Consider the following 20220-nt stretch of genomic DNA (forward strand, 5'->3'; position numbering starts at 1 on the left):
GCGGGCCGCACGCGCGCGGGGAGACGGTTCCGGCGGGCGTACGACACTGGGTACGTGATCCGCTACGAAGCCCTGGACGCGCTGCCCGTGCGCGGTGCCCTGCCCGGACTGGCCGACGCCCTGGAGGGACACGGCACGGCGGTGCTGGTCGCGCCGCCCGGCACCGGCAAGACCACCCTGGTGCCGCTGGCCCTGGCCGGGCTGCTCGACCAACGGCCGGGCCCGCCACGGCGGGTGGTCGTCGCGGAGCCCCGGCGCATCGCGGCGCGGGCGGCGGCCCGCCGGATGGCGTGGCTGCTCGGCGAGAAGACCGGGGAGAGCGTCGGATTCACGGTGCGCGGCGAGCGGGTCGTCGGGCGGCACACGCGCGTGGAGGTCGTCACGACGGGGGTGCTGCTCCAACGGCTGCAACGGGACCAGGAGTTGACGGGCGTCGACGTGGTGGTCCTCGACGAGTGCCACGAACGGCATCTGGACGCGGACACGGTGGCTGCGTTCCTGGTCGACGTGCGGGAGGCGCTGCGGCCCGAGCTGCGTCTGGTGGCCGCGTCGGCGACGACGGACGCGGCCGGGTGGGCGCGGCTGCTGGGCGGTGCGCCGGTGGTCGAGGCGGAGGGTGTCTCGTATCCGGTGGAGGTGGTGTGGACGCCGCCGGCGCGTCCGGTGCGGCCTCCGCACGGGACCCGGGTGGATCCGGCGCAGTTGGCGCACGTGGCGTCGGTGGTGCGGCGGGCGCTGGCCGAGCGGAACGGGGACGTGCTGTGTTTCCTGCCGGGCGTGGGTGAGATCGCCCGTGTCGCCGGGCAGTTGGGAGGGCTGGGCGGTGTCGAGGTGCTCCAGGTGCACGGGCGGGCGCCGGCCACCGTGCAGGACGCGGTGCTCTCCCCGGGGGCGCGGCGGCGGGTGGTGCTGGCGACGGCCGTGGCGGAGTCGTCGCTGACGGTTCCGGGGGTGCGGGTGGTCGTCGACTCCGGGCTGGCGCGCGAGCCCCGGGTCGATCACGCGCGCGGGCTGAGCGCGCTGGCGACGGTGCGGGCGTCGCGGGCGGCGGGACGGCAGCGGGCGGGCCGGGCCGGCCGGGAGGCACCGGGGACGGTGTACCGCTGCTGGGCGGAGGCCGAGGACGCCCGTCTGCCGCGTTTCCCGGCGCCGGAGATCAAGGTGGCCGACCTGACGGCGTTCGCTCTCCAGGCGGCTTGCTGGGGTGACCCGGACGCGTCCGGGCTGGCGTTGCTCGACGCGCCGCCCGGCGGTGCGATGGCGGCGGCGCGCGAGGTGCTGACCGCCGTGGGAGCGGTGGACGCCGGCGGCCGGGCGACGGAGCGGGGGGCGCGGCTGGCTCGGCTGGGACTGCATCCCCGGCTGGGGCGGGCGCTGCTGGACTCGGCGTCCGTCGTCGGTGCCGGGCCGGCCGCCGAGGTGGTCGCGCTGCTCAGCGAGGAGGCTCCGCGGGAGTACGGCGACGATCTCGTGGCCGCTCTGCGGAGGGCCCGGCTGGGGGGTGACGCGTACGCGGGGCGGTGGCGGGCGGAGGTGCGGCGGTTGCGGGCCATGACCGCGGAGTCGCCCCCTCGGCCGGTCCGTGACGCCCCCGCGGTGGCCGGTGAGGACGCGCGCGTGGGACTGGTCGCCGCCCTCGCCTTCCCGGAACGGGTCGGCAGGGCCGACGGGGACTCCGTCCTCCTGGTCTCCGGGACCCGCGCCGAGGTGGGGGAGGCGAGCGCCCTGCGGGGGGCGCCCTGGATCGCCGTCGCGGTGGGTGACCGGCCGATCGGCAGAGGGCACGCGCGCGTGCGGCTCGGTGCCGTGATCGACGAGGAGATCGCCCGGTTCGCGGCCGGGGCGCTGCTCGGCGGGGCGGACGAGGTCCGCTGGGCGGACGGGACCGCCGGGACGTCCGGGGACGTGGTGGCGCGGCGGGTCGAGCGGCTGGGCGCCGTCGAACTGGCCGTACGGCCGCTCGCCCGGGCGGACCCCGCTGCCGTGCGCGCGGCCTTGGTCGACGGGCTGCGGCAGGAGGGGCTCGGGCTGCTGCGCTGGTCGACGGAGGCCGGGGTGCTGCGGCAGCGGCTCGCCTTCCTGCGGCTGCGGGTCGGTGATCCGTGGCCGGACGTGTCCGACGAAGCGCTGCACGCGCGCGTGGACGATTGGCTGGAACCGGAGTTGGGGCGGGCGCGGCGGCGGGGCGATCTGGGGCGCATCGATGCCGGGCAGGCGCTGCGGCGGTTGCTGCCCTGGGCGACGGGAGAGGCCGGACGCCTCGACGAGCTGGCGCCCGAGCGGATCGCCGTACCGAGCGGGTCGATGGTCCGGGTCGACTACTCGGCCCCCGAACAGCCGGTGCTCGCCGTGAAGTTGCAGGAGATGTTCGGGCTCCAGGAGTCGCCGTCCGTAGCGGGGGTGCCGGTGCTGGTGCATCTGCTGTCGCCCGCGGGCCGGCCGGCCGCGGTCACGGCCGACCTCGCCTCCTTCTGGAGGGACGGGTACAAGGGCGTACGGGCGGAGCTGCGGGGCCGCTATCCGAAGCATCCGTGGCCCGAGGACCCGGCCGCCGCAGCGCCCACCCGGCACACCAACGCGCGGCTCAGACGGTGACCGGTTCGGGTTCCGGGGCGGCGGCGGGCGCCGGGTCGCCCGGGCGCCGGCCGCGTGCCTCCAGCCAGAGGGAGAGCGACAGCAGGAGCACGCCGGCGCCCAGGAAGCCCCACGGCAGGTACCACGTCAGGAGGAGGACGAGCGAGCGGTTGGACTTCACGAGCGCGACCGTGTGCTCGATGTAGTCCTCGCGCATCTTCACGTCCCCGGCGAACGCCGTCACCTTGGCGCGTCCCCCCAGGAGGGTGCCGCCGCGCAGCTCCTCCTTGTGGATCTCCTCGCCGTAGACGGGGGCTCCGGTGACGGGTTCGACCCAGAACCTGCGGACCGTGGTGTACCAGCGGGTGGTGCCGGTCCTGGCGACGGACGCGGCGGTGATGCCCTTGACGGGCATCACCTTGGGGAACGCCACCCGGGTCCAGGGGATGGTCTGCTCGAAGTAGTAGACCTTGAGGCCGCGGAAGTCGCGGGTCCCCCGGTAGTGGATGGGGTGGGTGGTGCGGGTCTGAGCGTCGAAGTACTCGTAGTCCCGCCTCTGTGTCAGGAAGGGCCACTTGAACTCGATGCCCTCCCGTCGCACCGGGACGTTGTCGACCATCTCCCCGGTGGCGTGCACGGGTTCCTGGGAGTGCGCGTCGAAGATGTAGCGCTCCGGGATCTCCGAGACCATCTTGCCGTCGGGACCGCGCACATAGGAGAGGCCGTCCCAGACGACGACGGTCCGGCCGGCCGCCTTGTCGATCTTCTTCGCGGCTTCGACGTTGCCCTTGAGGGTCTGCACGATGGTCACCCGGGGGACCGTTTTCGCCCGCATGGTGCCGTAGTCGAGGAGGGTCGCGTTCTCCGCCGTGAGCACCATGTCCTGGTACTGGTCGGCGGGGATTCTGGCGAGGCGCGGGAAGGCGTACCAGCGCGTCAGCGGGGAGAGCGCGCCGAAGAAGACGGCGACGGCGAGCAGGACCAGGGCGGCCTTGCGGCGCATCTCGGCCTCCTTACCGGGTGGTTGGGCCTCTACGGGTGGGCGGGCACCGTGGTCAGCAGCGGTTTCGGGGAGGTTTTGCCCATCGGGGAACCCACGGCGGTGATGGTCAGGACCAGCGCGAACGCGAGCGCGAGACCGGTCGCGGCGGCGATCAGGGCACGCATACGGGCCTCCTGCGGGAGCGGACCTGACAGATCCAGGCAGCTAGGATCTGATACTTCGTCAGGTCGGGCACCGTAGCAACGGGCGGCCGAGATGAGAACACGTCGCGCACACGGACAAGGGCGCCCGTCCGCCGTGGCGGAGGGCGCCCTGCTCGCGCGGTCGGGCTCCCGAACGGCCGTCAGCCGTAAGGTCGTTGAGCCGTGCGGGTGTTACGCGGTCGGGGTCGGGGTCGGTGACGGGCTGGGGCTCGTCGTGGAGGTGTCGGCCGCGGCCACCGTCAGTTCGACCGTGAGGGTCGCACCGCCGGTGGTGTCGACGCGGAGCAGGAAGGTGCCGGTGGTGTCGTCCGCGTACAGCTTCGGCAGCTTCAACAGGCCGTCCGCGTCGGTCACCAGGCCCGTGAGGGTGCGTACGGTCTTGCCGTCCGCGTCCTTGAAGTAGGGGCCCTTGTCGTTCGCGGCCGGGTCGGCGGCCGACGAGACCAGCGTCGCGGTGGCCGCGACCTTGCCGGCGACGGCCCCGCCGTAGGTCGCCTTCACCTCGACCTGGTCGGCGAACTCGCCGCCCGGGGTGCAGGTGAGCGCGGCGGTGCCGGTGCGGACCAGGGTGTCGGCGGCGCGCGGGGTGACGGTGGCGGCGTAGTCGAGGCCGGTGACCGTGCGGCCCGCGACGGTGGCGCGCACGGTGAAGTCCCCGGTCTTCTCGCCCGCTCGGAGGGCGGGGGCGACGGCCACCCCGGTGCTGCCGGTGGAGACCACGGCGACCGCCTCACCGCCGGTGAACGTGGTGTCCGTGTCGCCGACGATGGTGAACCGGATCCTGACCTTGCCGACCGCCTTGCCGGCCTTCGTCTCGGCGCGGGTGCTGATCTTCTTGGTGAACGCCTCGCCTGCCATCGCGGTGAGCTTCGCCGTGCCCGCGTCCTCCAAGTGGTCCACCGTGTCGGTGGCCGTCGGTGGCGTGGGAGCGGGGCTGGTGCTCGGCGGGGAGGGGGTGGGGGTGCCCGGCTCGGTGGGGTCGGGGCTCGGCGTGGCGGGCGGCTCCGTGGTGGAGCCCGGGTGCGGCGAGGCGGGCGTCGAGGGCGTCGGGGAGGGGCTGGGCCCCGCGCTGTCGTCGCTGCGGCCGGAGGGCAGCGTGCCCGTGCCGTCGGGGACGGAGTGGGTGCCCTTGCGGTAGTACTCCAGCCAGGACAGGACCGTGTTCAGGTAGTCCTGCGAGTTGTTGTAGCTGAGGATCGCGCTGTGCAGGCCCGCGTCGGTCGACAGGTTCCAGTCGTTGCGGCACAGGTAGTGGCCGGCGGCGAGGGCGGCGTCGTAGACGTTGTTGGGGTCCTTCTTGCCGTCGCCGTTGCCGTCGCGGCCCGCCCAGGCCCAGGTGGACGGTATGAACTGCATGGGCCCGACGGCCTGGTCGTACGCGCTGTTGCCGTCGTACGCGCCGTTGTCCGTGTCCTTGATGAGCGCGAAGCCGTTGCCGTCCAGCTCCGGGCCGAGGATGCGGCCCAGGGTGGTGCCGTCGGCGTCGACCCGGCCGCCGCGGGCCTGGCCCGACTCCACCTTGCCGATGGCGGCGAGGAGTTGCCAGGGCAGGTTGCAGCCGGGCTTGGACTCGGCGAGTTCGGCCTCGGCCTTCTTGTAGGCGTCGAGAACGGTCGCGGGGATGCCCGCCTCGGCCTCGCCCACCGAGACGGGGGTGCCGATCGTCGGCGAGGGGCTGGGGGCGGGGCTCTTCAGCGGCGGCAGGTCCGTGTAGTACGGCGAGTCACCGGTGGCGCTGTCGTCGGTGGTCGCCCCGGAGGCGGTCTGCGCGCCGGTGGGGAGCTGTCTGCCCTGGTCGGCCGCCGTGACTCCCGGAGCCTGGGAGGCGGACAGAGCCGCCACCGCCGCCGCGGCCACGGCGGTGGTCGCCGCCCCCTTGCGCAACCGACTGCCGAAATGCGCCGTCATGGAGTGAACCCCTCCCGTGGACGCCCGAGCGCCCGTCTCTGTCTGTCGTCCTCGCCCTGTTGGGACGGTCGACCCGCCCCGGGGGTTGTCCTCGTGCCGTTTTCTGAGCGGTTCTGCCTCGATACGACCGCACCCGCCCACGTGACGACCCAGGCGACCCTACGACAACTTCCTTTGCGCGGGCACCCGTTCGTGCCCGATATTCACCGCTTGGCCATATGGCGCCGGAAGGAGGGTGGCCGGGGGCGCTTCCGCATACTGGGCGTAAGCGATCAATGAGGTCGGCGAACCGGCCGATGTCCTTCCCCGGGAGCCCAGTTGCCGTTCACTTTGAGCCATGCGGCCGCCGTCCTGCCCGCCGTGCGCGGGGACGGATCGGGCCGGGGAGGGCTCGTACCCGCGGTGCTCGTCGCGGGCTCGTTCGCGCCCGACCTGACCTACTTCGCGGCGAGCGTGGTGCCCGGGGGGATGGAGTTCGGCGACGTGACGCACTCCGTGCCGGGCGTCTTCACGGTCGACGTGCTCCTCTCCTGGGCGCTGGTGGGGCTGTGGCTGTCGGCCCGCGCACCGCTGGTGGCCCTCCTGCCGCGCGCCCGGCAGGGCCGCGTCGCCGCCCTGCTGCGCTGCGGCACGCCACGCGCGCGTGCGACCCGTTCGCGGGCCGCGCGCTGGTACCTCTCGGCGGCGGCCGGCTCCCTGACCCATGTCGTCTGGGACGCGTTCACCCACCACGACCGGTGGGGCGTACGCCTGTTCCCCGCCCTCGGCGACGAGGTGGCCGGCGCCCCGGTGTTCAGGCTGCTCCAGTACGGCACGTCGGCACTCGGCGCCCTGCTGCTCACCGCGTTCACGGCCGGTGCGCTGCGCCGGATCCCCGCGGGCGAGCCGGTCGGGGTGCCCGCGCTGTCGGTACGGGACCGGTGGCGGGCCGGTGCCGTCATCGGCGGCTGCGTAGTGGCCGGGGCGGTGGAACGGGCGTCCCAGTGGTGGGCGTCCTCCGGCCCGACGGCGAAGGCGTGGGAACTGGTCCCCACGGTGTGCTTCGGAGCGGGCGCCGGGCTGGCGGCGGGGGTGCTGCTGTACTCCGTGGGTGTCGGGGTCTGGCGCCCGGCCGTCGACGCGGGCGTCGCGGACGTCAGCGCCGGCCGGAGCCGTCCGTCCGCGTCGCGATGAACACGGCCGTGGTGGGGATACGACGGGACCTCGGGAGCCGGCTGAGGACGAGGCCGAGGTACCCGCGTCCGAGGTCGGTCCAGAGCCGCCAGACGGGCGTGTGGCGGGCGGTCGAGGTGCCGGCGCTCGCGGGGAGCGTGGGCGTGGCCGGCAGGGGCGTGGCCGGGGAGGTGTCCGTCCCGGCCGCTGCCTTCCGGCGGGTGAGACGGCGGAGATCCGCCGCCGTGCGCTCCAGCGCCATCGCCAGGTCGACGGGGAGACGGGCGGTGCTCGCGGCTGCCGCGAAGGCACGGCCCGGGGGGAGGAACGCGTCCCGGGCGGCGGTCCCGCCCGGCGCCCACGACTGAGTCCGCGCCCGGGACTTCCGGCGGTGGAGCATGCGTATACCCATGCCGCATCCTTACGTTCCCGGCCCCGGGGATGCGCCCCCGCGGGGGCCACGCGAGTGACGGAACCCCGGGTCCTCCGCCGCCGCCCCGAGAGGCACGGCACCGCCGACGGGCGAGGGCCTGGGGGGCGCGGGGTCGCCTCGCACCAAAGTCACCGGGGCCGCGGAAGGCACCCGTGCCGGGCGCGGGGCGAAGGCACCCGTGCTGGAAGCGCGGCAGGCACCGTCCCGGGTACTCGCGGCGAGGCGCCCGTAGCAGCAGCCGGAGGCCAGGCACCACCGACTCCGGGTCCGCGGCGCCGGGCCCACCGGCCCAATCAGGGGCGCCCGGCGAGGCAGCCCCGCCGCACCCGCGAGGGCACGCGCGACGGGCCGCCCCCGACAGGGCCCGAAGTGGCTACCGGGCACGCTCCACGTCACGTCACGCTGCGCCCGGCCCGGCCCGGTCGCCGCAGGCTAGTGCGCCGCCGATTCCCAGTCCGTGCCCGAGCCGACCGAGACGTCCAGGGGTGCCCGGAGATTCACCGCTCCGGCCATCTCGTGGCGGACCAGTTCCTCGGTCCTCGCGCGCTCGCCCGGGGCGATCTCCAGGACGATTTCGTCGTGGACCTGGAGGAGCATGCGGGAGGCGAGGCCGGCCTCGCGCAGGGCGCGGTCGACGTTGAGCATGGCGATCTTGACGATGTCCGCCGCGGTGCCCTGGATCGGCGCGTTCAGGGCCATTCGCTCGGCGGCCTCGCGGCGCTGACGGTTGTCGCTGTTGAGGTCGGGGAGGTAGCGGCGGCGGCCGAAGAGCGTCGCCGTGTAGCCCGTCGCCCGCGCCTCGTCGACCGCCCGGCGCAGATAGTCCCGCACCCCGCCGAACCGCTCGAAGTACGTGTCCATCAGGACCCGCGCCTCCGCAGCCTCGATGTTCAGCTGTTGCGAGAGACCGAACGCCGACAGCCCGTAGGCCAGGCCGTACGACATCGCCTTGATCTTGCGGCGCATCTCCGCGTCGACCGCCGCGCGCTCGACCGAGAACACCTGGGAGGCGACCGTGGTGTGCAGGTCCTCGCCCGAGGTGAACGCCTCCAACAGGCCCTCGTCCTCGGAGAGATGGGCCATCACCCGCAACTCGATCTGGCTGTAGTCCGCCGTCATCAGGGACTCGAAACCCTCGCCAACGACGAAGCCCCGGCGGATCGCGCGGCCCTCGTCGGTGCGGACCGGGATGTTCTGCAGGTTCGGGTCCGTCGACGACAGCCGGCCGGTCGCGGCGACCGTCTGGTTGAACGTCGTGTGGATACGGCCGTCCGCGGCGACCGTCTTGATGAGCCCCTCGACGGTGACGCGCAGCTTCGCCTGCTCGCGGTGGCGGAGCATGACGACCGGCAGTTCGTTCTCGGTCTGGTTGGCCAGCCAGGCCAGGGCGTCGGCGTCGGTGGTGTACCCGGTCTTCGTCTTCTTCGTCCTGGGCAGGCCGAGTTCGCCGAAGAGGACTTCCTGGAGCTGCTTGGGCGAGCCGAGGTTGAACTCGTGCCCCGCCGCCGCGTGCGCCTCCTTCACCGCCTGCTGGACGGCGCCCGCGAACATCTGCTCCATGGCCTCCAGATGGGCTCTGTCGGCCGCGATGCCGTACCGCTCCAGGCGGGCAAGGAGCAGGGAGGTGGGCAGCTCCACATCGCGCAGCAGCTCCGCCGAGCCGACCTCCTCAAGACGCTCCCCGAAGGCCGTCCCCAGGTCGAGGATGGCGCGGGCCTGCACCATCAGGGCGTCCGCCTCCGCGCCCTCGTCGGCGCCGAAGGCGAGCTGGCCGTCGGCGGTGGCGGCGGGCGCCAGCTCCCGGCCGAGGTACTCCAGGGAGAGCGCGTCCAGGTCGAAGGAACGGCGGCCCGGCTTCACCAGGTAGGCGGCGAGCGCGGTGTCCATGGAGATGCCGGCGATCGTCCAGCCGTGCTCGGGGAAGACCCGTAGCGCGCCCTTGGCGTTGTGGAACACCTTGGGCCGCTCCGCGTCCGCCAGCCAGGCCGCGAACGCGTTCTCGTCGCTCTCGTCCAGCTCGGCCGGGTCGAGCCAGGCGGCGGCTCCCCCGGCGGCGGCGAGCGCGATCTCGGCGACCGAGCCGGTGCCGAGCGCCCAGGTGTCGACCGTGGCGACGCCGAGGGGCCCGGTGCCGTGCTCGGCGAGCCAGCCGGCCAGCTCACCGGTGCCGATCACCGTGCCGTCGACCGCCACTCCGCTCGCCGGTGCGGGTGCCGCCTCGGCCTCCCCGGCGCCCGGGTCGACCGCGAGGAGCCGCTCGCGCAGCGAGGGGTTGCGGATCTCCAGGGTGTCGAGGACCAGCGCGACGGTCTTCCGGTCGTAGGGTGCGCGCTCCAGGTCGGTGACGGACCTGGGCAGCTCGACGTCCTTGACCATCTCGGTCAGCCGGCGGTTGAGCTTGACCGCGTCGAGGTGGTCGCGGAGGTTCTGTCCGGCCTTGCCCTTGACCTCGTCGACGCGCTCGACCAGCTCGGCGAAGGACCCGAACTGGTTGATCCACTTCGCGGCGGTCTTCTCGCCGACGCCGGGGATGCCCGGGAGGTTGTCGGACGGGTCGCCGCGCAGGGCCGCGAAGTCGGGGTACTGGGCGGGCGTCAGCCCGTACTTCTCGACGACCTTCTCGGGGGTGAACCGGGTCAGCTCGGAGACGCCCTTCGTCGGGTAGAGGACCGTGGTGTGCGCGGAGACCAGCTGGAAGGAGTCGCGGTCGCCGGTGACGATCAGTACCTCGAAGCCCTCCGCCTCGGCCTGCGTGGCGAGCGTGGCGATCACGTCGTCGGCCTCGAAGCCGTCGACCGCGAAGCGCGGGACGCGCATGGCGTCGAGCAGTTCGCCGATCAGCTCGACCTGGCCCTTGAACTCGTCCGGGGTCTTGGAACGGTTGGCCTTGTACTCCGTGAACTCCTCGGAGCGCCAGGTCTTGCGGGACACGTCGAAGGCCACCGCGAAGTGCGTGGGCGCCTCGTCGCGCAGCGTGTTGGCGAGCATCGACGCGAAGCCGTAGATGGCGTTCGTCGGCTGGCCCGTCGCGGTCGTGAAGTTCTCCGCGGGCAGCGCGAAGAACGCGCGGTAGGCCAGCGAGTGCCCGTCCATGAGCATCAGCCGCGGACGGTCTCCGCCGGAGGTCTTGTCGGTCTTCTTCGATGCTGTTTCTGCCACGACCCCGATCCTGCCACGCCCCACTGACAGTCGGGACGCACGGCCACCCCAGGGGGGAGCGGAGCGCGGGAAACCCATGAACGCCGGGAACGCCGGGAACGCCGGGAACGCCGGGAACGCGGAAGGTAAGGAGACGGAACGTGCGCGGACCGGGGCCTCGGACGCTGTCGGTGCCGCGTGCGAGGATCGGACGCGCAGTGCTCATGTGCCAGTGAAGGGGAGGCCCGCGATGGCCACGAAGCCGCCCAAGGGCGATCCGGTCCAGGACGCGCCGCGGGTCTCCGCGCCCGAACACGCCGCGGCCGGTCTCCCGGCGATCGGTCACACGCTGCGGATCGCCCAGCAGCAGATGGGCGTGAAGCGCACCGCGCTGACCCTGCTGCGCGTCAACCAGAAGGACGGCTTCGACTGTCCGGGCTGCGCCTGGCCCGAACCGGCGGACCACCGGCACACGGCGGAGTTCTGCGAGAACGGCGCGAAGGCGGTCGCCGAGGAGGCCACCCTGCGCCGGGTCACCCCCGAGTTCTTCGCCGCGCACCCGGTGTCGGACCTCGCGACCCGCAGCGGCTACTGGCTGGGACAGCAGGGCCGCCTGACGCACCCCATGTATCTCCCCGAAGGCGCCGACCACTACGAGCCAGTCGGCTGGGAGCGTGCCTTCGACATCGTCGCGGAGGAGATCGCGGCCCTCGGCTCCCCCGACGAGGCCCTCTTCTACACCTCGGGCCGCACCGGCAACGAGGCCGCGTTCCTCTACCAGTTGTTCGCCCGTGAGCTGGGCACCAACAACCTGCCGGACTGCTCGAACATGTGCCACGAGTCGTCGGGTTCCGCGCTGAACGAGACGATCGGCGTCGGCAAGGGCAGCGTCCTGCTGGAGGACCTCCACCAGGCGGATCTGATCATCGTCGCCGGGCAGAACCCCGGCACCAACCACCCCCGCATGCTCTCCGCGCTGGAGAAGGCCAAGGCGGGCGGCGCCCGGATCATCAGCGTCAACCCGCTGCCCGAGGCGGGCCTGGAGCGGTTCAAGAACCCGCAGACCCCGCAGGGCATGCTCAAGGGCGCCGCCCTCACCGATCTGTTCCTCCAGATCCGGATCGGCGGTGACCAGGCCCTCTTCCGTCTCCTCAACAGGCTGATCCTGGAGACTGACGGCGCGGTCGACGAGGAGTTCGTGCGCGAACACACGCACGGCTACGAGGAGTTCGCGGTGGCCGCGCGCGCCGCCGACTGGGACGAGACGCTGGCGGCGACCGGTCTCAGCCGCGCCGGGATCGAGGAGGCGCTGCGCATGGTGCTCGCCTCGCGGCGCACCATCGTGTGCTGGGCGATGGGCCTGACCCAGCACAAGCACTCCGTGCCGACCATCCGGGAAGTCGTCAACTTCCTTCTGCTGCGCGGCAACATCGGGCGGCCGGGTGCGGGCGTGTGTCCGGTGCGCGGCCACTCGAACGTGCAGGGCGACCGCACGATGGGCATCTTCGAGCGCCCCGCGCCGGCCTTCCTGGACGCCCTGGAGAAGGAGTTCGGCTTCGCCCCGCCGCGCGAGCACGGCTACGACGTGGTCGCGGCGATCCGCGCGCTGCGCGACGGCAGGGCGAAGGTGTTCTTCGCGATGGGCGGCAACTTCGTGTCCGCCTCCCCCGACACGGAGGTCACCGAGGCGGCGATGCGCCGGGCCCGGCTCACGGTGCACGTGTCGACGAAGCTGAACCGCTCGCACGTGGTGACCGGCGCGCGGGCCCTGATCCTGCCCACGCTCGGCCGTACCGAGCGCGATCTCCAGGGCGGCGGCGAGCAGTTCGTGACCGTCGAGGACTCGATGGGGATGGTGCACGCCTCCCGGGGCCGGCTGAGGCCCGCGAGCGCGCACCTCCTCTCCGAGCCGGCCATCGTGTGCCGGCTCGCCCGTCGCGTGCTCGGTCCCGCGTCCCGCACGCCCTGGGAGGAGTTCGAGAGGGACTACGCCACGATCCGGGACCGTATCGCCCGGGTGGTCCCCGGCTTCGAGGACTTCAACGCGCGCGTGGCGGAACCGGGCGGCTTCGCGCTCCCGCACGCCCCGCGCGACGAGCGGCGCTTCCCCACCGCCACCGGCAAGGCCAACTTCACCGCCGCGCCCGTCGAGTACCCCCAACTCCCCGCCGGGCGGCTGCTGTTGCAGACGCTGCGCTCGCACGACCAGTACAACACCACGATCTACGGCCTCGACGACCGCTACCGGGGCATCAGGAACGGCCGGCGGGTCGTCCTCGTCCACCCCGAGGACGCCGGCCGGCTGGGGATCGCCGACGGGTCGTCCGTCGACCTGGTCGGTGAGTGGAAGGACGGGGTCGAGCGGCGGGCGCCCGGTTTCCGGGTGGTGCACTACCCGACGGCCCGGGGCTGCGCGGCGGCCTACTACCCGGAGACCAACGTGCTCGTCCCGCTGGACGCCACCGCCGACACCAGCAACACCCCGGCCAGCAAGTCCGTCGTCGTACGTCTGGAACAATCGGCGACCGACTGAGCGTTTGCTCAGCGGACGGCACGAACACGACGAACGGAGTCGGGCCCATGGGTGAGCAGCGGCAAGTGAAGTTCCCGCAGGAGGTCGTCGACGAGTACGCCGCGCTCGGCGTGGACCTGCCCGCGCTGTTCTCGGCGGGTCACCTCGGGACCAGGATGGGCGTGCAGATCCTGGAGGCGTCCGCCGAGCGGGTCGTCGGCACGATGCCGGTCGAGGGCAACACCCAGCCGTACGGGCTGCTGCACGGCGGGGCGTCCGCCGTCCTGGCTGAGACGCTGGGTTCCGTGGGGGCCATGCTGCACGGCGGGAGCGCGAAGCTCGCCGTCGGTGTCGACCTCAACTGCACCCACCACCGTGGGGCGCGCTCGGGCCTGGTGACCGGTGTGGCCACACCCGTGCACCAGGGGCGGTCGACGGCCACGTACGAGATCGTGATCAGCGACGAGGAGGGGCGGCGGGTGTGCACCGCGCGGCTGACGTGCCTGCTGCGGGACGTCGACCCGGCCGGCTGAGACCGGCGCCGCACAGCCGGGTGCCCCCATCCGCGCGCCGGCCGTGAGCCGGTCTTCCCCGGCCCCGTCCGCTCCCCTACCGTTCACCCATGAGGCTGCCGCGATGAGTGGAATCGGGCCCGTCGAACCCGCCGACTCGGCGGAGACGGACGCGAGTTACGAGATCATCGGCGGCGACTCGCCCCGCCTGTCCGACCGTTGGGACACCCTGCCGGCCCGGGTCCGCGGGGCGGCCCTCGCGGTCGGCGTGATCGCCGTCGCGGCGGCGGGAGTTGTGCTGCTGTCGCCGTCGCACGCGCCCGTCCACGCCGCGCCGCCCGCGCCCGTCCCGTGGCCGGCGAACGTGACCGAGTGGCGCTATGTGGGTCTCGCCCAGACCACCGACTCCCCCCGCGCCAGCGGGTTCTTCCGGTTCGCGGTGACCGTGCAGAGCGGACCGCCCGTCACCCTGCGGGTCACCGGCGCCGACTTCAGGGGGCTCACCGCCCAGGTCACACCGGAGCACTCATTCACCGTGCACGCCGGGACGACCCGTCGTGTCACGGTACAGATCTCGGTTTTCGGCTGCGCGGAGCTGCCGCTCAGGGCGGACGTCCCCTTTCTGGACGTAACGCTGCGTAACACGCGCGCAATACAGCACCACAGTTTCCTCTTCGGCACCGGGTACTCCGAGGACCTCTTCGAGCTGCTCCACGGGGCCTGCGGCACGTCAATGGCCAGGCCAGGCCCGCGCCCAAGCGGAAGTGCAGCTTCTCAAAATGTGGACTGAGCGGAAATTCCGCCAAAACGGCTGAGATCAGTCTGTCGCGAAGCCCGACAACCGGTACGTCATAACAAGAAAGTCACAAGCCAGCTCACCACGATGCTCATGGCCACAGCCCGGGCTTAGAGTCACGGCCAGTCACCGCTCCATCGGGAGTTCGGTACCAGCGCAGCACCTCGCCGCCCCCTGGGGTCGGTCGTGTCTGTGGAAAGGACTGATTGTGCGACAGCGTTCTTTGGTGATACTTACCTCCGTCCTCACCACCGGAGCTCTGACCCTCACCGCCTGCGGCTCCCGGGACAACAGCAGCAAGAGCGACAGCGGGTCCACCACCCTGACCATCGGTGTCGACGCTCCGCTGTCCGGCGAGAACTCAACCACCGGTCTCGGCATCCAGTACGGCGTCCAGATAGCCGTGGACGACGCCAACAAGAACAACTGGGTCCCCGGCGTGAAGTTCAAGGTCAAGGCCCTGGACGACAAGGCCCAGCCCGCCACCGGCCAGTCCAACGCCACCAACTTCACCGGTGACAGCAGCGTCGTCGGCGTCGTCGGCCCGCTGAACTCCGGCGTCGCCCAGTCGATGCAGCAGGTGTTCGCCTCGGCCAACATGGTCGAGATCTCACCGTCCAACACCAACCCCACCCTGACCCAGGGCAAGGACTGGCAGACCAAGAAGGCGCGTCCCTACAAGACGTACTTCCGCACCGCCACCACCGACGCCCTTCAGGGTGCCTTCGCCGCCGACTACGCGTACAACGGCCTCAAGAAGAAGAAGGCCTTCGTCGTCGACGACAAGCAGACCTACGGCGCCGGCCTGGCCGGGATCTTCAACACCGCCTTCAAGAAGCTCGGCGGCAAGATCGCGGGCACCGACCACGTCAACACCGGCGACACCGACTTCGGTTCGCTCGTCACCAAGATCAAGAACTCCGGCGCCGACCTGCTCTACTACGGCGGCCAGTACGACGAGTCGGAGAAGATCACCAAGCAGCTCAAGGGCGCGGGCGTCAAGATCCCGCTCTTCGGCGGTGACGGCATGTACGCCACCACCTACATCGACACCGCCGGCAAGAGCGCCGAGGGCGACCTCGCCACCTCGGTCGGCGTCCCGGCGGACACCCTGCCCGCCGCCAAGCAGTTCGTGTCGACGTACAAGAGCAAGGGTTACAAGGGCGACTACGGCGCCTACGGCGCGTACTCCTACGACGCCGCCAGCGCGATCATCAAGGCCGTGAAGGCCGCCAAGGACGCCAACGGCGACAAGCTGCCGTCCGGCAACGACCTGCGCTCCAAGGTCGTCGACGGCGTCCAGAAGTCCGACTTCGAGGGCATCACCGGCAAGGTCTCCTTCGACGAGTACGGCGACACCACCAACAAGCAGCTCACCGTCTACCAGGTCGAGAGCGGCGCCTGGAAGGCTGTCAAGACCGGCACCTTCACCGGCTGACCGGACACCCAGCCTCAGCACCACCGCACCACGGGCCGCGCGGCAGGAGGACCCCGACCGCGCGGCCCGTTTTCACACCCCATCCCAGGCACGCGATCTGTGCACACGACCACCAGTGACATGGAGGCCACGCGGTGAACACCCTGCCGCAGCAGCTGGCCAACGGGCTGCTTCTAGGCTCGATGTACGGGCTGATCGCCATCGGCTACACGATGGTGTACGGCATCGTCCAGCTCATCAACTTCGCGCACGGCGAGATCTTCATGACCGGAGCGTTCGGCGCGCTCACGGTCTACTTCTACATCCTTCCCGACGGCACCTCGATGCTGGTCGCCGTGCCGCTCATGCTGATCGGCGGCGGGATCGTCTCCGTCCTCGTCGCGGTGGGAGCCGAACGATTCGCCTACCGCCCCCTGCGGCAAGCACCACGGCTGGCGCCCCTGATCACCGCGATCGGCCTCTCCCTGGCCCTCCAGGAACTCGTCCGCAACTTCTACCCGGGCGCAGACAAGGCCCGCTCCTTCCCTAGCCTCGACGGCAACCACGCCATCGGCTCGATCACCATCACGGACGCGGACATCTTCCTGGTCCTGGCGGCCATCGTCTGTATGTCCGGGCTCGCCTGGTTCGTGCGCAAGAGCCGCACCGGCCGCGCCATGCAGGCCACCGCCCAGGACCCCGACACCGCCCAGCTGATGGGCATCGACACCAACCGCATCATCGTCGTCGCCTTCGCCATCGGCGGTTTCTTCGCCGCCGTCGCGGCCGTCTCGTACGGCCTGAAGTACGGCAACATCGACTACCGCATGGGCTTCCTGATGGGCCTCAAGGCCTTCACCGCGGCCGTCATGGGCGGCATCGGCAACATCTACGGCGCCATGCTCGGCGGAGTCGTCCTCGGTGTCGCCGAGACCCTCGCCTCCGCCTACATCACCAACATCCCCGGCATGCAGCAGCTCGGCGGCCAGAGCTGGGCCAACGTCTGGGCCTTCTGTCTCCTCATCCTCGTACTGCTGTTCAGGCCCCAGGGTCTGCTCGGCGAACGCGTCGCGGACAGGGCGTGATCACATGACCGAGACGACCACGTCCCCAGAGACCCCGGCGGCGAGCCCCGCCGACGCGACCGCGCAGCGCGGGTTGATCCCGCTGCCCCTCGCGGCCGCCCGCGCCCTGCTGCTGGTCGGCGGCGTAGCCACCGCAGCGTCCGCGTTCCTGCGCTGGACCTGGACCGCGGAGTTCCCCGGCGACCTCACCGTCAACGGCTATCCCGGCGGCCTCCAGGTCCTGGCCCTCACCGCCGGAATCCTCACCGCGCTCTTCGCGCTCGCCTCGTACGGTGTCCGCGGTCTCCGCTGGCTGCTGCCCGCCCGCAACAACGCTCCCCTCGTCCTCACCGCCCTCGGCGGCTTCGGCGTCACCTGGTACACGGTCCTGGCGATCGCCGAGAAGCTCGGCGGCCTCGTCAACTGGGAGCCGGGCACCTACATAGCCGCGGTCGCCTCGCTGCTCCCGGTCATCGGCGCCTTCGCCCTGCCCCAGGACGCCACCGGCAGCACGAAGGAAGCACTCAAGGCGTACGTCGCCAAGCCCGACCGCATCTCCGCTCCCACGGACGCCTCGCCCTGGGTCCAGCGACTGATCATCACCGTGATCTCCGCCCTCGGCCTCGCCGTCTTCGCCTACGGCATCGACACCGACTACGGCGAGCTCTTCATCGGCTTCCTCATCGTCGTGGTGTTCGCCGTCTGGGCGATGCACACGGCGGGTCTGCTCGACCGGTTCAGCCACCTGGTCGCCGCCAACCGCAGCTTCGCCCTCGCCATGGGCTTCGTCGCTGCGATCGCGTTCCCCTTCACGCAGAGCAACGACCACTACGCCAACATCGGCGTCAACATCCTGATCTTCGGCACCGTCGCCCTGGGTCTCAACATCGTCGTCGGCCTCGCCGGTCTCCTCGACCTCGGCTACGTTGCCTTCCTCGGTGTCGGTGCCTACACGGCCGCCCTGGTCTCCGGGTCCGAGTTCTCCAAGTTCTCCGGCGTCCAGTTCCCCTTCTGGGCCGCCGCGATCACCGGCGCCGCCGCCTCGCTCGTCTTCGGTGTGCTCATCGGCGCCCCGACCCTGCGGCTGCGTGGCGACTACCTCGCCATCGTGACCCTCGGCTTCGGAGAGATCTTCCGTATCGCCGTGAACAACCTGGACGGCGTCTCCGGCCCGGACATCACCAACGGTCCCAACGGCATCCCGTCCATCCCCGACCTGTCCTTCTTCGGGTTCAGCTTCGGGGAGACGCACGACATCGGCGGCTTCACCATCGGCCGGTTCGCCAACTACTACCTCCTGATGGTGCTGATCATGGCCATCGTGGTCACGGTCTACCGCCGCGCCGCCGACTCCCGCATCGGCCGCTCGTGGATCGCCATCCGCGAGGACGAGACCGCCGCCACCGCCATGGGCATCAACGGCTTCCGCGTCAAGCTGATCGCCTTCGCCCTCGGCGCCACCCTGGCCGGCCTGGCCGGCACGGTCAGCGCCCACGTCACCTACAGCGTGGTGCCCAACCCGTACCAGTTCGCCGGCGCGGCACCCCCCAACTCGGCGTTCCTGCTGGCCGCGGTGGTCCTCGGCGGCATGGGCACGGTGTCGGGCCCGCTGCTCGGCGCGGCGCTGCTCTACCTCCTCCCCGAGAAGCTCGTCTTCCTCCAGGACAAGTCGCTGCTCGCCTTCGGTATCGCGCTCATCCTGCTGATGCGCTTCCGCCCCGAGGGCATCATCGCCAACCGGCGCCGCCAGCTGGAGTTCCACGAGACCGGCCAACTCGCCGTACCCGAGATCACGACGCTGACCGACGAACCGGCCGTCACCAAGGCAGGGGCGTAAGAACCATGACGACACCTGTACTCGAAGCCCGTGACGTCACCATGCGCTTCGGCGGTCTGACCGCCGTCCGCGCCGTGGACTTCACGGTCAACAGCGGCGAGATCGTCGGCCTGATCGGCCCCAACGGCGCAGGCAAGACGACCTTCTTCAACTGCCTCACGGGCCTCTACGTCCCCACCGAGGGCACGGTCTCGTACAAGGGCACGGTCCTGCCGCCCAAGCCCCACCTCGTCACCCAGGCGGGCATCGCCCGGACCTTCCAGAACATCCGGCTCTTCGCCAACATGACGGTGCTGGAGAACGTCCTGGTCGGCCGCCACACACGGACCAAGGAAGGCCTCTGGTCGGCCCTCCTGCGCGGCCCCGGCTTCAAGAAGGCCGAGAAGGCGAGCGAGGAACGGGCCATGGAACTCCTGGAGTTCATCGGCCTCGCCCACAAACGCGACCACCTCGCCCGCAACCTGCCCTACGGCGAGCAGCGCAAGCTGGAGATAGCCCGGGCCCTGGCCAGCGAACCGGGGCTGCTGCTCCTGGACGAGCCCACGGCCGGTATGAACCCCCAGGAGACGCGGGCCACCGAGGAGTTGGTCTTCGCCATCCGGGACATGGGCATCGCCGTCCTCGTCATCGAGCACGACATGCGCTTCATCTTCAACCTCTGCGACCGCGTCGCCGTTCTCGTCCAGGGCGAGAAACTGGTCGAGGGCACCTCGGACGTGGTCCAGGCCGACGAACGCGTCATCGCCGCCTACCTCGGCGAGCCCTTCGACGGCGACCCGGGCCAGGCGGAGACGGCGGAGCCCGCCGACACAGCGGAGCCGGAGAGCACCGCCAGCACCAAGGGAGAGGCCCAGTGACCGCACTACTGGAGGTCGAGGACCTCCGGGTCTCCTACGGCAAGATCGAGGCCGTCAAGGGCATCTCCTTCAGCGTGGAGGCCGGCCAGGTCGTCACCCTGATCGGCACCAACGGCGCCGGCAAGACCACGACCCTGCGTACCCTCTCGGGTCTGCTCCAGCCGTCCTCCGGGAAGATCACCTTCGAGGGCAAGCCGCTCAACGGCGTACCCGCCCACAAGATCGTCGCCCTCGGACTGGCGCACTCCCCCGAGGGCCGGCACATCTTCCCCCGCCTCACCATCGCCGAGAACCTCCAGCTCGGCGCGTTCCTGCGCAACGACAAGCCGGGCATCGAGAAGGACATCCAGCGCGCCTACGAGCTCTTCCCGATCCTCGGGGAGCGGCAGAAGCAGGCGGCGGGCACCCTCTCCGGCGGTGAGCAGCAGATGCTGGCCATGGGCCGCGCGCTCATGTCCCAGCCGAAGCTGCTGATGCTCGACGAGCCGTCGATGGGGCTCTCCCCGATCATGATGCAGAAGATCATGTCGACGATCTCCGAGCTGAAGTCGCAGGGCACCACGATCCTGCTCGTCGAGCAGAACGCCCAGGCGGCGCTCTCCCTCGCCGACCACGGCCATGTCATGGAGGTCGGCACCGTCGTCCTCTCCGGCACCGGCCAGGACCTGCTCCACGACGAGTCGGTGCGCAAGGCGTATCTCGGCGAGGACTGAGCGGACCGTTCGTATACGAGGAGGCCCGCGCCCCCGGTTCCGGGGGTTCCCGCTCCGCCTGGTCGTTCCCCACCTCTACGCCTGGAAGGGCCCGAAGTGGG

General features: G+C 71.5%; 16 protein-coding genes. 11 read left to right on the forward strand and 5 right to left on the reverse strand.

Annotation, left to right across the window (positions count from 1 at the left end):
- The first annotated feature begins 54 nt into the window (after positions 1 to 54).
- Entirely contained in the window at positions 55 to 2595 is a 2541-nt protein-coding gene (hrpB, locus tag ABZT12_RS31420; protein ID WP_356390822.1) for an ATP-dependent helicase HrpB, read from the forward strand.
- On the opposite strand, the gene ABZT12_RS31425 is transcribed toward hrpB, so the two are convergent.
- From ABZT12_RS31425 to ABZT12_RS31435, 3 genes are all read right to left on the reverse strand, one after another.
- Entirely contained in the window at positions 2585 to 3577 is a 993-nt protein-coding gene (locus ABZT12_RS31425) for a DUF3068 domain-containing protein (protein WP_356390824.1), read from the reverse strand. The genes hrpB and ABZT12_RS31425 overlap by 11 nt on opposite strands.
- Before the next feature lie 29 nt (positions 3578 to 3606).
- Positions 3607 to 3741, reverse strand: a complete 135-nt coding sequence (locus tag ABZT12_RS31430) for an SPW_0924 family protein (RefSeq protein WP_200691429.1) — start codon at positions 3739 to 3741, stop codon at positions 3607 to 3609.
- Positions 3742 to 3951: 210 nt separating this feature from the next.
- Positions 3952 to 5688, reverse strand: a complete 1737-nt coding sequence (locus ABZT12_RS31435; RefSeq protein WP_356390827.1) for a lytic transglycosylase domain-containing protein — start codon at positions 5686 to 5688, stop codon at positions 3952 to 3954.
- A gap of 318 nt (positions 5689 to 6006) precedes the next feature.
- Between ABZT12_RS31435 and ABZT12_RS31440 the strand changes: the two genes are divergently transcribed.
- Positions 6007 to 6861: a DUF4184 family protein gene (locus ABZT12_RS31440; RefSeq protein WP_356390829.1), complete on the forward strand. Its 855-nt coding sequence runs from the start codon at positions 6007 to 6009 to the stop codon at positions 6859 to 6861.
- Here the strand turns inward: ABZT12_RS31440 and ABZT12_RS31445 are convergent.
- Both ABZT12_RS31445 and polA read right to left on the reverse strand, forming a co-directional pair.
- Positions 6824 to 7252: a hypothetical protein gene (locus ABZT12_RS31445; protein WP_356390831.1), complete on the reverse strand. Its 429-nt coding sequence runs from the start codon at positions 7250 to 7252 to the stop codon at positions 6824 to 6826. The two genes, ABZT12_RS31440 and ABZT12_RS31445, sit on opposite strands and share 38 nt — an antisense overlap.
- A 453-nt stretch (positions 7253 to 7705) precedes the next feature.
- Positions 7706 to 10432 (reverse strand): DNA polymerase I, encoded by a 2727-nt coding sequence (gene polA / locus ABZT12_RS31450; RefSeq protein ID WP_356390833.1) that lies wholly within the window; start codon positions 10430 to 10432, stop codon positions 7706 to 7708.
- A 229-nt stretch (positions 10433 to 10661) separates the two neighbouring features.
- Between polA and ABZT12_RS31455 the strand changes: the two genes are divergently transcribed.
- The 9 genes from ABZT12_RS31455 to ABZT12_RS31495 all read left to right on the forward strand — a co-directional run.
- Positions 10662 to 12944: an FdhF/YdeP family oxidoreductase gene (locus ABZT12_RS31455; protein WP_356390835.1), complete on the forward strand. Its 2283-nt coding sequence runs from the start codon at positions 10662 to 10664 to the stop codon at positions 12942 to 12944.
- A gap of 47 nt (positions 12945 to 12991) precedes the next feature.
- Positions 12992 to 13456 carry a hotdog fold thioesterase gene (locus ABZT12_RS31460; protein WP_356390837.1) on the forward strand — a complete coding sequence of 155 codons (465 nt, stop codon included), beginning with the start codon at positions 12992 to 12994 and terminating at the stop codon, positions 13454 to 13456.
- A gap of 103 nt (positions 13457 to 13559) precedes the next feature.
- The gene (locus tag ABZT12_RS31465; RefSeq protein WP_356390839.1) at positions 13560 to 14225 is read left to right on the forward strand and encodes a hypothetical protein; all 666 of its coding nucleotides are present in this window, start codon (positions 13560 to 13562) and stop codon (positions 14223 to 14225) included.
- A 229-nt stretch (positions 14226 to 14454) separates the two neighbouring features.
- Positions 14455 to 15669, forward strand: coding sequence for a branched-chain amino acid ABC transporter substrate-binding protein (locus ABZT12_RS31470; RefSeq protein ID WP_356390841.1), 1215 nt, complete (start codon positions 14455 to 14457; stop codon positions 15667 to 15669).
- 134 nt (positions 15670 to 15803) lie between these two features.
- The gene (locus tag ABZT12_RS31475) at positions 15804 to 16733 is read left to right on the forward strand and encodes a branched-chain amino acid ABC transporter permease (RefSeq protein ID WP_356390843.1); all 930 of its coding nucleotides are present in this window, start codon (positions 15804 to 15806) and stop codon (positions 16731 to 16733) included.
- A 4-nt stretch (positions 16734 to 16737) separates the two neighbouring features.
- Positions 16738 to 18549: a branched-chain amino acid ABC transporter permease gene (locus ABZT12_RS31480; RefSeq protein WP_356390845.1), complete on the forward strand. Its 1812-nt coding sequence runs from the start codon at positions 16738 to 16740 to the stop codon at positions 18547 to 18549.
- 5 nt (positions 18550 to 18554) lie between these two features.
- A complete protein-coding gene (locus ABZT12_RS31485) occupies positions 18555 to 19406 on the forward strand; it encodes an ABC transporter ATP-binding protein (protein ID WP_356390847.1) in 852 nt (283 codons plus the stop codon).
- Positions 19403 to 20119 (forward strand): ABC transporter ATP-binding protein, encoded by a 717-nt coding sequence (locus ABZT12_RS31490; RefSeq protein ID WP_356390849.1) that lies wholly within the window; start codon positions 19403 to 19405, stop codon positions 20117 to 20119. Before ABZT12_RS31485 ends, ABZT12_RS31490 begins: the two co-directional genes overlap by 4 nt.
- On the forward strand, positions 20025 to 20220 hold a 196-nt coding region (locus tag ABZT12_RS31495; RefSeq protein WP_356390851.1), incomplete at its 3' end, for a molybdopterin-dependent oxidoreductase. The genes ABZT12_RS31490 and ABZT12_RS31495, both read left to right, overlap by 95 nt.

The sequence above is a fragment of the Streptomyces sp. NPDC005423 genome, assembly GCF_040606415.1.
Lineage (GTDB): Bacteria > Actinomycetota > Actinomycetes > Streptomycetales > Streptomycetaceae > Streptomyces.

Coding starts and splice junctions, on each gene's coding strand:
- ABZT12_RS31485 (WP_356390847.1), top strand. CDS start 18,555: ATGACGACACCTGTACTCGAAGCCCGTGACGTCACCATGCGCTTCGGC.
- ABZT12_RS31460 (WP_356390837.1), top strand. CDS start 12,992: ATGGGTGAGCAGCGGCAAGTGAAGTTCCCGCAGGAGGTCGTCGACGAG.
- ABZT12_RS31445 (WP_356390831.1), bottom strand. CDS start 7,252: ATGGGTATACGCATGCTCCACCGCCGGAAGTCCCGGGCGCGGACTCAG.
- ABZT12_RS31455 (WP_356390835.1), top strand. CDS start 10,662: ATGGCCACGAAGCCGCCCAAGGGCGATCCGGTCCAGGACGCGCCGCGG.
- ABZT12_RS31425 (WP_356390824.1), bottom strand. CDS start 3,577: ATGCGCCGCAAGGCCGCCCTGGTCCTGCTCGCCGTCGCCGTCTTCTTC.
- ABZT12_RS31430 (WP_200691429.1), bottom strand. CDS start 3,741: ATGCGTGCCCTGATCGCCGCCGCGACCGGTCTCGCGCTCGCGTTCGCG.
- ABZT12_RS31435 (WP_356390827.1), bottom strand. CDS start 5,688: ATGACGGCGCATTTCGGCAGTCGGTTGCGCAAGGGGGCGGCGACCACC.
- ABZT12_RS31465 (WP_356390839.1), top strand. CDS start 13,560: ATGAGTGGAATCGGGCCCGTCGAACCCGCCGACTCGGCGGAGACGGAC.
- ABZT12_RS31480 (WP_356390845.1), top strand. CDS start 16,738: ATGACCGAGACGACCACGTCCCCAGAGACCCCGGCGGCGAGCCCCGCC.